Raw genomic sequence first — 11,761 nt, 5'->3', positions numbered from 1 at the left:
AATCCGTTCGCACCAGGACAGTCCGACGGCGGATAGTAACGACGTCCACGAACGCTACCGATCGCTCATCCGATCGGTGTAATCCCAGCCGTACACCACGGCTGGATCGATCGTGATCGTCACCTCGTCGCGCCCCTCGCGGAGCAGGGTCCGCGCCAGTTCGGAGTCGTTTCCGCCGAGATATCGCTCGAGGAGGTCCCGGAGCGTTTCCTTCCCGAGATCGGGATCGATGGCGACCGACCCCTTGCCGCGGACACCCGCGTACGGCGGTTCGTTCGTCGAGATTTCGAACGCCACCGTCGGATCCTCGCACAGGTACGTGACGACGTCGGCGTCGACTCCGGTCGCACACTGCAGCGTCCAGCCATCGGGGTCGTCCTCGCTGTCTGCCCGGTAGCGGTACCACAGCGAGACCATGCAGAGGTTGCCGGTGGGTGTCTGACAGGCCAGCCGGATCGAGATCGACGTCTCCGCGAGAAACGACTGTACGTCCTCCTCCGAGAGGGAGCCACGGACCTTCATCGCACGAGTATGGATCGCGACGACGATAATAACGGGGCGTCGACGGTCTCGGGTCGATCGCGTCTCAGGACTCGGACACCGGTGTGCTTGCGCTCCCGGTTCAGGGTCGGTCCGCGCCGTCGGCTGCCGGAAGCGTGAACGAGAACGTCGCCCCCTCGCCGGGTTCGGACTCGACCCAGATCTCGCCGCCGTGGCGCTCGACGATGCGCTTACAGAGCGCGAGTCCGATGCCGCTCCCGGACCCCTCGTCGGCGGCGTGCAGACGCTCGAAGATGCCGAAGATACGATCGGTGTCCGCGGGATCGATCCCGATCCCCTGGTCCTCGATCGAGATTACCCACTCGCTGCCCTCGCGGTGGGCCGAGACGTCGATCCGCGGCGGTTCGTCGCCCGAGTATTCGATCGCGTTCGAGAGCAGGTTCTGGAAGACCTGGCGCAACTGGTTGCCGTCGCCCACGACGCGCGGGAGCGGTTCGGCCGTGATCTCGGCGTCGTGCTCCTCGATCTGGAGTTGCAGGTCGCGGCGGGCGTCGGCGAAGCTATCGTCCAGTTCGATCGGTTCGAGCGGGTCGCCCCGCGTTTCGACCCGGGAGAACTCGAGCAGGCCGTCGATCATCTCGCGCATGCGGTCGGCACCGTCGACGGCGAACTCGACGAACTCCCGACCCTCCTCGTCCAACTCGTCGCCGTACCGATCCTGGACGAGTCCGAGGTAGCTCGAGACCATCCGCAGGGGCTCTTGTAAGTCGTGGGAGGCCACGGAGGCGAACTGCTCGAGTCGCTCGTTCGACTCCTCGAGTCGTCGCTCGTACTCCTTGCGCTCGGTGACGTCCTGGGCCATGAGCATCCCGGCGAACACGTCGCCGCCGGTGTCTCTCACGGGGACCGCGTGGACGCTCCAGTCCCGGCCGCGGAACGCGACGTCGATCTGGGTCGGGTCTCCTTCGAGTGCGCCACGACACGCCGACTCGAGTTTCGGGACGATCTCGTCGGGGTAGAACTCCTCGATCGTCGCGCCGCCGACCTCGTCGGGGGACAGGTCGATCTCCTCGAGCGCCCGCCCGCCGACGAGACTGTACCGGAGGTCCTCGTCGAACAGGGCGATCGTTCCGTTGGGGAAGTGTTCGAGAACCGTCCGGTAGCGCTGTTCGCTCTCCTCGAGGGCCCGCTCGCGCTCTTTGCGCCGGGTGACGTCGGTGTCGATGCCGACGATCCGATCGACGGTACCGCCCTCGTCGCGGACGGGTGTCGCCTGGCCGCGTATCCACCGCTTCTCGCCGTCCGGTCTCTCGATCCGGAACACCTCGTCGTACTCCGCCTCGGGAAGGCCGGTGTACGCCTCCCGGACCCGTTCGCGGTCGTCGGGATGGACGACCTCGAGAAACGAGAGCGCGTCCTCGTACAGCGAGTCGCGATCGAGTCCCCAGACCTCCTCGTAGGCCGGGTTGATGTAGGTCAGCGATTCCGGATCGGCGGTGGTCATCCAGACGACCTCCTCTAAGTGCTCGCTGAGCGTTCGGAACCGCTCTTCGCTCTCGCGAAGCTTCGCCGCGACCTCCTTGCGCTCGGTGACGTCGCGGACCACCCCGATCCGTCTGGTTCCGTCCTCCGTGGACTGGATCGCAAACCGGTTCTCGATCGTCCGCGTGTCGGTCCCGTCCGGTCCCACGACGATCGTTTCCTCGAACGTCGGGGTCTTCCGCGAGTCGGTCGCCTCGATCTGGTCGGCCTCGATGGACGCGAACTCCTCGCCGAACACGGTGGATGCGTGAGCCTCGCGCAGTTCGTCGCGGCTGAACCCAGTCAGCGTCGCGAACGAGTCGTTGACCAGTTCGAAGCGGCGTTCCTCGTCGAGCACGTAGATGCCGTCGTGGGCCGTCTCGACGATGGTCTCGTAGCGCTCGAGGTCCCGTTCCCGGTCGAACCGGTCCGTGACGTCCTCGATCGCGAAGACGACGGCGTCCACCTCCCCGTCGCAGTCTCGAACCGGGGCCCCGTTGATGGACACCCAGACCCGTTCGCCGTCGGGCCGTAGTACACCGGTCACCTGGTCGAACACCGGTTCTCCGGACTCAACGATCCGCCGGAAGGGTAACTCGTCCGCCGTCAGCGGCTCGCCGTCCGGACCCACCTCGTCCCACTCCGGGTCGTCGTACCGGAGGTTGCCGATTTGCGCTTGCCTCCGGCCGAAGATTTCCTCTGCACGGTCGTTGGCGAATCGCAGTTCGCCGTCGACGTCGACGATCGTGATCCCGATCGGACTCGTCTCGACGATCGTATCCGCGAGGACCGTCTCCTCGTCGTGGCGGCGCGTCTCGCGGTCGCGCCGGATCGCCGACGCGAGGACGTTCGCCACGTTTCGGACGAACGCCGCGTCTCCCTCGTCGAATTCCTGCGGCGCGGTCGCGTGGGTTCCGAGGACGCCCCACGGGTCGTCGGCCGGACCGACGACGCAACTGACGCCGCTGACGATCTCGTGTTCGAGAAGCAGGTCCGGCGCGTCGAATCGCTCCTCGGTACCGAGGTCGTCGACGACGACCGTGTCCGTCGCCTCCAGCGTGTAGCCGGCCTGCGAGTCGCGGGTCGCCGGTACCGTCTCCGACCCGACGGCCCCATCTGCCCACCCGCAGCCCGCACGAAGCAGGAACTGATCGTCCCCGGGCAACAACTCGAGGAGTTTGCACGTGTCCGTCCCCAGGGTCGCCCGCACGGTCTCCGTCGCGTCCCGAAAGAGGCGATCGAGATCGCCGTCCGCGAGCGCTCGGTCGCCGAGGTCGGCCAGGATCCGTTGCTGGCGAACGGGGTCGCGGCCGTCCGATTCGGCGTCGGAGGACGGGGTCATCTCGGCTACGCTAATTCGTCCGTGGCCGTAAAGGCACCCATTGAAAACCACAGAATTGCAACCGGCTCACAGGTCCCGCTGGACGCGGCGATCGGGACGACGCCACCACGGCGACCGGACCGATCGGTCGACACCACGTGATTAGGGAGTGCTCTTAGGCGTCCGACTCCCCAACCACTTCGTGAGCACCATGACCGCCCACTCCCCAACCGAACCGATCGACATCCTCCTCGTCGAGGACAACCCGGGCGACGTTCGCCTCACGCGGGAGGCGTTCAAGTCGACCGACAGCGAGATACGGTTTCGCACCGCCACGGACGGCGACGAGGCCCTGGAGTTCCTCCACAGGTGCCAGCGAGACGCCTCGCGATCCTGTCCCGACATGATCCTTCTGGACCTGAACCTCCCGCGGGTGGACGGCTTTACGATTCTCGAAGTGCTCGAACGCGACATCGAGGGGCCGCCACCGCCGGTGCTCGTTCTGTCGAGTTCGACCGACGAGGCGGACATCGCCAGGAGCTACGAACGGGCCGCGAACGCGTACCTCACCAAGCCGAACAGTCCCGACGAGTTCAGTTCGATCGCCCGCGCGATCGAGCGGTTCTGGATCGACTCGGCCCAGCACCCCGTCCCGACGTAAGGAAGATCCCGTTTCGATCTCCGGTCTACTCGTCCGTCCCCATCCGAGCGGTGTAATCCCAGGTCGAGACCACGGCCGGGTCGATCGTGATCGTCACCTCGTCGCGGTCCTCGCGGAGGAGTGACCGCGCCAGCGGCGAGTCCGTGCCGTCGAGGTAACGCTCGAGGAGGTCTCGAAGCGTCTCCTTCTCCGGATCGGGCTCGATCGCGGCCGTGCCACGACCGCGGACGCCCCTGTACGGCGCGTGGTTCGTCGATATCTCGAACGCGACGCCCTCGCGCTCGCGAAGAAACGCGACGACGTCCGCGTCGGCCCCGGTCGCACACTGGAGGACCCACTCGTCGGCGTCGTCGCCGGCCGGTCGGCAGCGGTACCACAGCGAGACCATCCAGAGGGTGCCCGACGGCGTCTGACAGGCCAGGCGGACCGGAATCGTCGCTTCCGCGAAAAACGATCGGATCTCGTCGGTCGAGAGGGGGCCGCGGACGTTCATACGGAAGCTATCGGCCTCGAGGGGCATAAGCGCGGGCCGTCAGGTCGCGTCGTCGATCAGTTCCTGGACGGCCACGCGTCGACCGGTGTCGGCCGCCTCGTAGGCGGCCTCCGTCAGCGCGGTGACGGACAGGCCCACGGTCGCCGGAACCTCCGGTTCGGCGGTGCCCTCGATCGAGTCGAGGAAGTTCTGGAGTTTGGCCGTCGTGAGCGTCGCGAAGTCGGTCTGGGCTTCGATGACGCTCTCGTAGACTGCCGCGTCGCGCTCCGCGAGTCGGATCCGTTCGCCGTCGAAGGTGACGCGGCCGTTCGTCCCCCAGATCGTGTACCCCTCGAACGGCGCGAGTTCGACCCCCTTGCCGCTGATCGTCACGCCGCCCAGCACCCGCCGGCCGTCCCGGTCGAGTTCCACGGAGAGCGAACTGTTGACGTCCACGCCGGGGCTCGCGTACTCGATCGTCGCCGAGACGTGCGTCGGCTCTGCGTCGGTGAGCCACAGGAGCGCATCGAGCAGGTGCGAGCCGGTGTCGTAAAGCTGTCCGCCGCCGGAGAGCGACGTGTCGACCCGCCAGGTCCCCTCGTGGAGGTCGATCCAGTTCTGGCCGATGGCGGCGTTCACGGCGTGGATCTCCCCGATCCGGCCGCTGTCGACGATCCGTTTGATCTCGGTAAACCCCGGGTGGAAGTGGCGCTGGTAGCCGATCTGGATCACGAGATCGTTCCGATCGGCTCGCTCGACCAGGTCGATGGCGTCGGCGACGTCGGTCACCATCGGCTTTTCCAGATAGACGTGAATGTCGGCCGCGAGACAGGCTCGCGCCTGATCGTAGTGGAGCGTATGGGGCGTGACGATCAGGGCGATGTCGATCTCGTCGCCGTGGGCCGCGAGCATCTCCCCGGTCTCGGCGTAGGCGGGCGCGTCGAACTCGCTCTCGAACACCGATCGCGCGTCGGCCGAGACGTCGACCCCGGCGACCACGTCCACGCCGTCGATTCCGGCCAGGATCTCGAGTTCGAGCTGGCCGAGGCCACCGATACCGATCGCCGCTGCACCGAACTGCATACACGCTGAGGCCACGTCCGGGCTGAAAAGCGCTTGCCAACCGATCGCGTGTCGTGAGGCTCGCGTCACCGGAACGGTCTTCGTTGCCGACCCGTCCGGGGTGAGCCTCACCGGAAACTACTCTCACTCGGCTAGCGTACGGCTCTTCATGCCCGTCTGCCCCGGCTGCAAGTCCCGGCTCTCTCACGGCGACTGTATAGAGCACTTACGCTACTGCAAGTGGGTCTGGAGCGACCACCCCGAGCGGGAGTCGCGGTGGGGAGAACAGCTCCTCGAACAGCTTCGCGAGTGATTCCCGGCGCGATCGCGGCGAACACGCCCCGACGTGAGTGGGCCCTATAGCGGGAGCAGGAACGTCGGCGTGAACGTGTAGTCGAAGGCGTGGTTGAGTAACACGTAAGTGACGACCCCGAGGACGAGACTCAGGATCCACGAGCCGGCGGCGATCCGTCCGACCCTCGCGTGGGCGGTGTCCCGCAGTTCTGCCGGGGTGTGGGTCAGCCCGAGGATCAGCGCGTAGAGGACCACCGGCACGGCCACGATCGAGAGGACGATGTGGATCGCCAGCATGAGCAGGTAGGCGTAGTAGACGGGATCGGGGCCCACGAAGTACTTCTCGCCGCCGCCCCCGACCCGGATCAGGTAGACGACCAGGAACAGCAAGATTAGCCCGAACGCGCCGGTCATCGCGAAGCGGTGTTTCTCGACTTCGCCCGCACGGATCCAGCGCCAGCCGGCCACCAGCAGTATCGTCGCCGACGCGTTGATTATCGCGATCGCGTGCGAGAGGACGTGCACCTGCTCGTTCGTGAGATCCGGGTAGAACGGGACGTCGAGAACGAACGTCCCGACGACGAGTCCGTAGCCGACGATCGTCAACAGGAGCGTTACGCCGATCGGGCGCTCTCGAAGGCGTCGTCTCGCGTCCGCGGTTGCCATTGTCGGGGGTTAGGAAAGCGTCCGTATCTGTCTTGCCCTTCCGGACGGCTCGCCGGTCGAACGGGAGGCGATCGAGCCGTCGCGGTCGAGTGACTGCTGTGCGCCAGTTCCGGTGCACCCGCAGACGGGTCGCCATCGTGCCGGGACAGCACTCCGTCTCAGTCGACGACCGATCCGTCGACCGTCACTGACCCGCACTCGTCGACGGTGATCCCGTAGCCGCAGTACGTGAACGAGACGGAACCGCCGGGGCGGGACGCGTTCCTGGGCCGATCGGCAAAGATCGCGTCGAGTGCGTCGGGGTCGACGACCTCGTTGAGCGCCTCGTACTCCGGTGGCCCGAGTTCCGCCGGTGAAACTCCCTCGACAGTCGCAACTGCCTCGACGACCGCCTGGCTCGGCGATCGCTGAACCGTCGTATCGACGCCGTCACCGCCCCCCTCCATGCTACTCGCTCCTTCCCAGGCCGATCGAATAAATGTATTCCTTTCGGATCGAGATACTGATAGACCCGTACTCTCGGTACCTTCGGTATCGAAGGTTTCGTTATCGGGCCACAGCCGGACGTTTTTGTAGTAATCGACGGTAACAGAATTTGCCGGAATTCGCCGGTAGTACTAGATTGGCGACACGAACCTCAGGAGATGTGTATGGCCGGCTTTCCGGGACGGGCTTTCGCGGCAAACGACGATCTTGGCGCGGCCGTCCGGACGACGACGTCCGCGTCGAACTCGTCAGTTACGAGCCACGTTGCCTGTTCCAGGAGGGCCCGCTCCCGATCGCGAGGGAGTTGCTGGCCGGCCTCCGGGTCCAGGTCTGCGAGGAACGACGCGACGGTCTCCCGATCCACGGGAACCGCCTCGTCGTCGACGGCTCGATCGACGAGCGCCGCTCCCTCGTCGGAATCGTCCGCGGCTCGGAGCGCCGCGACCCGGTACTTCCAGTCCGGCGCGACGACCAGTTCGATCCGTTCGGGATCGTCGATCGCCGCCACGTCGACGATGTCGCGGACGTCGTCGACGGTCGTCTCGACGAGTCGCCGCTCGCGCTCGTAGGCGGTGACGTCCCGGTCGGGATCGGGCCAGTCCGCTTCGACGACGAGTCCGTCACCGCGGAGTTTGTTCCAGAGTTCCTCGCCGAGGTGTGGTGCCATCGGGGCCAGCAGCGCCGACAGCGTCAGCAGGCCCCGCCGATAGGTCGCCTCGTGGGGCCGATCGAACTCGCGGTAGCGCCGGAGCAGGCGCGCGAGTTCCTGGATCTCCGTCGCCGCGCGGTGGAACCGGAACCGCTCGTACTCGTCGGTCACCGCGGCGATCGTCCGATCGATCTCGGCGGCGAGGTAGTCGTCGTGGTCGCGCCGTTCGACGCGGGTCTCGTCCTCCGTGACGAATTCGGTCACCATCCGATGGACGGTCTGCTGGAGGTCGTAGGCCCCACGCACGTCGTTCGCGGTCCACTCGAAGTCCTGTTCCGGATGTGCCGCCGAGAGGAGGAACAGCCGCGTCGTCTCCGCGCCGTACTCCTGTGGCGTGACGACGTTGCCTTTCGAACTGGACATCTTCTCGCCGTCGTACAGCACCGTCCCCTGGCTGACGAGTTTCTCGACGGGTTCGCGCCGATCGAGCAGGCCGATGTCGGCCAGCGCCCGGGTGAAGAAGCGAATGTACAGCAGGTGGAGCACGGCGTGTTCGTCGCCGCCGACGTAGACGTCGACCGGGAGCCACTCGGCGGCCCGATCGACGTCGAACGGCGCGTCGTCGAGGTCCGGCGAGAGGAATCGCAGGAAGTACCACGAGGAGTCGACGAAGGTGTCCATCGTGTCCGTCTCCCGCCGGGCTGGCTCGCCACACTCCGGGCAGGTCGTCTCGCGGAAGGAGTCGTGTTCCTCGAGCGGGTTCCCCGTCGTCCGGACGAACTCCGGCAGTTCCACGGGGAGATCCTCGTCCGGCACGAGCACGTGCCCGCAGTCGTCGCAGTGGACGACCGGGATCGGCGTCCCCCAGTAGCGCTGGCGGGAGATCAGCCAGTCCCGCAGCCGGTAGGTGACGTCTTCCTCGATCGCGTCGTATCCGTCGAGCAGTCGGTCCCGGGCGGTGGCGCTCTCGAGTCCGTCGTACGTCGGGTGCCCCGGGACCGAGAGCCGCCCCTCGCCCGTGTACGCCGCCGACTCGGGTTCCAGATCCGAGTTCGGGGCATCGTCCGCCTTCTCGGGCACGAGGACCGACTCGATCGGCAGGTCCTGTTCGCGAGCGAACGCGTGGTCGCGATCGTTGTGCGCGGGGACGCCCATCACGGCGCCGGTCCCGACGTCGTCGAGGACGTAGCCCGCGACGTACACCGGCAGTTCCGCGCCGGTGAGCGGATTCACCGCCCGCGCGTCCGTTTCGACGCCGACGAAGCCAACCTCGTCCGGCCCCCGCTCGCGGACCGTCTCCACGTAGTCCGCGACCGCGTCGTCGGCAGCTGCCAGTTCCCGCGCGAGGTCGTGGCCCGGCGAGACGGCGACGTAGGTCGCGCCGAAGACCGTCTCGGGACGGGTGCTGAACACGTCGACCACGTCAGTCCCGTCTTCGGGGTCGTCGCCCGTCCGTTCGACGCCGAACGAGATCCGTGCGCCCTCCTGCCGACCGATCCAGTTGCGCTGGATCTCGCGGACGCCGTCGGGCCATTCCTCGAGGTCGTCGAGTCCCTCGTACAGTTCCTCGGCGTAGTCGGTGATCGTGAAGAACCACTGGTCGAGTTCCCGCCGGCCGACGGGAGTCTCACAGCGCCAGCAGACCCGATCGGCCTCGCCGCGGTTCGCGGCGTCACCGCTCTCACCATCCGAGGCCTCATTGCGTTCGGCCTCGCGGCTTGCGGCCTCGCCGCTCGCTCGTTCCGAGACGTCACTCCGTTCGGCCTCGCGTTCCTCGACCTGTGCGTCGGCCAGCACGGTCTCGCAGTCCGGACACCAGTTGACCGTCGCGGCCTCGTACTCGACGAGTCCCTCCTCGTAGAGGCGCTTGAACAGCCACTGGTTCCAGCGGTAGTAGTCTGGCTCGCAGGTCGTGATCTCCCGGGACCAGTCGTAGCCAAAGCCCATCGTCTCGAGTTCCTCGCGCATCCGGCGGATACACGCCTGCGTCCAGGATTCCGGATCGCTCGCCCGCTCGTAGGCGGCGTTCTCCGCCGGGAGGCCGAACGCGTCCCAGCCCATCGGGTGGAGGACGTCGTCGCCCTGCATCCGTCGGTAGCGGGCGTAGGCGTCCGTGATCGCGTAGTTCCGGATGTGGCCCATGTGGAGTTCCCCGGAGGTGTAGGGAAACATTCCGAGGACGTAGGTCGGATCCACCGCGTCGTCGTCCAGTTCGTAGACGTCGTCGCGCTCCCAGACGTACTGCCAGAACTCCTGCACTTGCGCGTGGTCGTAATGACTGGTCATTCTCGGGAAAGCCGTTGGCGCTTACTCGGCGTGCCGGCTATATGATTGTTCGGCCGATCGACCGGTTCCGATCGCGAGGGCGGTCGTCGATCGATCTCGACCCGGTCGGCGACCGGACGTGCTCGATCGGCGCTGTGGGCGACGCTTAACAAAGCCGGTCGCGATCGAAGTCTGACCCGGTTCACATGTCCGGCGACGATCAGGAGCCGTCCGATCGCGTCGTACTCCTCACGGTCGCGGTCGTGCTGGGAACGGGCTGTCTGCTCGTCGTCGCGTTCGTGCCCGGGGTGATCCCGGACCGGTCGACGCCGTCGGACGCGAGCGAGGGAGACGAGACGCCGATCGTCGTCGATCGGAACGACACCGGGACGAGCGACGGGAACGAGACGGCGGATGCAGAGCAGGCGGGAACCGACGAGGCGTCGTCCGAGGACGTCTCCGACCCGGATGCCGTGTCGGACCGCAACGGGGACGAACCCGATCCGGACCGGTCACAGGACGATGGCGACAGTAGCGATGGCCCGCCGGGGCGCGCCGACGAACCGGGGCCGCCCGACCACGCCGGACCACCGTCGGACGCCGATCGCGGCCCGCCGGATCACGCGGGTCCGGGCTGACGGGTGCACCGGGACGTCGGCACAGCGATCCGTATCACTCGTCGGTCTCGAACTCGAGCGCGACGCCGTTGATGCAGTACCGTTTGCCGGTCGGCTCCGGACCGTCGTCGAAGACGTGCCCGAGGTGGCCGTCGCAGTCGCTGCAGACGACCTCGGTACGGATCATGCCGTGGCTCCGATCAACCTTCGTCTCGACGGCGTCGTCGTCGGCCGGATCCCAGAAACTCGGCCACCCGGTTCCGGAGCCGAACTTCTCGTCCGTCGTGAACAGTTCCTGGCCGCAGCCGGCACAGCGGAAGACGCCGTCCCCGTCGACGTCCAGCAACTCCGAGGAGCCGCGGGGTTCGGTGCCACACTCGCGCAGGACGCGGTACTGGTCGTCGTCCAGTCGGTCCCGCCAGTCGTCGTCCCGCGCCGATCGCTCGTCGTCGGACCGTTGATCTGTCATACCGTCTCGTAGGTGTCGAAGCCATTTGAGTGGCGTCCCTCCGAGCGCGGGCCGACGGTCCCGGCCGATCGACTCGTCGTGGAGGGGCGACCCGCGGCCGATTCCTTGGCTCCGATATCGAGGGTCTTTTACTCGATATCAAGTAATCGATTCCGATGATGTGGTCGCTGATCGTCGGCTATCGTGCCCCCGGCCCCGGGGCCGGACCGTCAAACCTCCTGCGGTTTTTCGCCCAACTGGTCACACAGGCACGTCGGCTGGCAACCCCTTCTCGTGGGGAGCCACAAGGAGCGGAATACGGTCACGAGCGATCGGCCGACTAACCGCCCCGCCACGCGGATTCTCCACTCAGTTGCCGTCCTGTGTCCCCACCGTGGATCGACGCATGAAGACTGGCCTGTACCTGCGGGCCGAATCCAGTAGGGTGTCGCGCCCGACCGAACGGATATGGAAACACGATGGGCGACCGTGGACGGGGTCTCTGTGGAAGTTCCTGCGGACTGCACTTGCGCCGACCTTCGAGAGGCGTTCCGGAAGCCCGACGACGCCGTCCTGATCGCCGTGACCGGTGACCTCGTGTCCGTCGTCCACGACGAGGAGACGCCGCTCACCGAACTGGTCGCGGGGTGTGCCGAGACGTACTACTTCTGGCGGGACGAAGAGTACACCCGAACCGGAGTCCTCGACGCGCCCGAACTCGAGGCGGCGGTTGCCGAGGACGACGCGGCCGAATCGACCTTCCAGCGGCCCGGGATCGACCAGTAATCGTCACGGCCC

General features: G+C 66.8%; 12 protein-coding genes. 4 read left to right on the top strand and 8 right to left on the bottom strand.

Annotated elements, in window-relative coordinates; translation table 11 throughout:
• Window positions 1-54 precede the first annotated feature (54 nt).
• A complete protein-coding gene (locus AC6I6X_RS17095; RefSeq protein WP_497931730.1) occupies window positions 55-522 on the bottom strand; it encodes a pyridoxamine 5'-phosphate oxidase family protein in 468 nt (155 codons plus the stop codon).
• A 100-nt stretch (window positions 523-622) separates the two neighbouring features.
• Complete coding sequence (locus tag AC6I6X_RS17090; protein WP_497931729.1) at window positions 623-3,364, bottom strand: PAS domain S-box protein; 2,742 nt, start codon at window positions 3,362-3,364, stop codon at window positions 623-625.
• Window positions 3,365-3,554: 190 nt separating this feature from the next.
• On the opposite strand from AC6I6X_RS17090, the gene AC6I6X_RS17085 reads away from it, so the two are divergent.
• Window positions 3,555-4,004: a response regulator gene (locus AC6I6X_RS17085; protein WP_497931875.1), complete on the top strand. Its 450-nt coding sequence runs from the start codon at window positions 3,555-3,557 to the stop codon at window positions 4,002-4,004.
• 25 nt (window positions 4,005-4,029) lie between these two features.
• Here the strand turns inward: AC6I6X_RS17085 and AC6I6X_RS17080 are convergent, their stop codons facing one another.
• Window positions 4,030-4,497: a pyridoxamine 5'-phosphate oxidase family protein gene (locus AC6I6X_RS17080; protein ID WP_497931728.1), complete on the bottom strand. Its 468-nt coding sequence runs from the start codon at window positions 4,495-4,497 to the stop codon at window positions 4,030-4,032.
• A 39-nt stretch (window positions 4,498-4,536) separates the two neighbouring features.
• On the bottom strand, window positions 4,537-5,559 hold the full coding sequence (locus AC6I6X_RS17075) for a Gfo/Idh/MocA family protein (protein ID WP_497931727.1): 1,023 nt from the start codon (window positions 5,557-5,559) through the stop codon (window positions 4,537-4,539).
• Window positions 5,560-5,707: 148 nt separating this feature from the next.
• Between AC6I6X_RS17075 and AC6I6X_RS17070 the strand changes: the two genes are divergently transcribed.
• Entirely contained in the window at window positions 5,708-5,851 is a 144-nt protein-coding gene (locus tag AC6I6X_RS17070; protein WP_250141272.1) for a hypothetical protein, read from the top strand.
• A gap of 44 nt (window positions 5,852-5,895) precedes the next feature.
• On the opposite strand, the gene AC6I6X_RS17065 is transcribed toward AC6I6X_RS17070, so the two are convergent.
• From AC6I6X_RS17065 to AC6I6X_RS17055, 3 genes are all read right to left on the bottom strand, one after another.
• Window positions 5,896-6,498 (bottom strand): DUF420 domain-containing protein, encoded by a 603-nt coding sequence (locus AC6I6X_RS17065; RefSeq protein WP_497931726.1) that lies wholly within the window; start codon window positions 6,496-6,498, stop codon window positions 5,896-5,898.
• 158 nt (window positions 6,499-6,656) lie between these two features.
• Window positions 6,657-6,944, bottom strand: a complete 288-nt coding sequence (gene ddfA, locus AC6I6X_RS17060; RefSeq protein ID WP_497931725.1) for a DdfA family disk-determining factor — start codon at window positions 6,942-6,944, stop codon at window positions 6,657-6,659.
• 191 nt (window positions 6,945-7,135) lie between these two features.
• Window positions 7,136-9,919: a class I tRNA ligase family protein gene (locus tag AC6I6X_RS17055; protein ID WP_497931724.1), complete on the bottom strand. Its 2,784-nt coding sequence runs from the start codon at window positions 9,917-9,919 to the stop codon at window positions 7,136-7,138.
• 185 nt (window positions 9,920-10,104) lie between these two features.
• Here AC6I6X_RS17055 and AC6I6X_RS17050 point away from each other — a divergent pair, with 185 nt between their 5' ends.
• On the top strand, window positions 10,105-10,536 hold the full coding sequence (locus tag AC6I6X_RS17050; RefSeq protein ID WP_497931723.1) for a hypothetical protein: 432 nt from the start codon (window positions 10,105-10,107) through the stop codon (window positions 10,534-10,536).
• Window positions 10,537-10,570: 34 nt separating this feature from the next.
• Here AC6I6X_RS17050 and msrB read toward each other — a convergent pair whose 3' ends face one another.
• A complete protein-coding gene (msrB, locus tag AC6I6X_RS17045; protein WP_497931722.1) occupies window positions 10,571-10,984 on the bottom strand; it encodes a peptide-methionine (R)-S-oxide reductase MsrB in 414 nt (137 codons plus the stop codon).
• Between the two features lie 447 nt (window positions 10,985-11,431).
• Between msrB and AC6I6X_RS17040 the strand changes: the two genes are divergently transcribed.
• Window positions 11,432-11,749, top strand: coding sequence for a hypothetical protein (locus tag AC6I6X_RS17040; protein ID WP_497931721.1), 318 nt, complete (start codon window positions 11,432-11,434; stop codon window positions 11,747-11,749).
• Window positions 11,750-11,761 lie beyond the last annotated feature (12 nt).

This window comes from Halosolutus sp. YCN4 (genome assembly GCF_059736495.1).
This window is presented reverse-complemented; position numbering and strand designations above follow the sequence as displayed.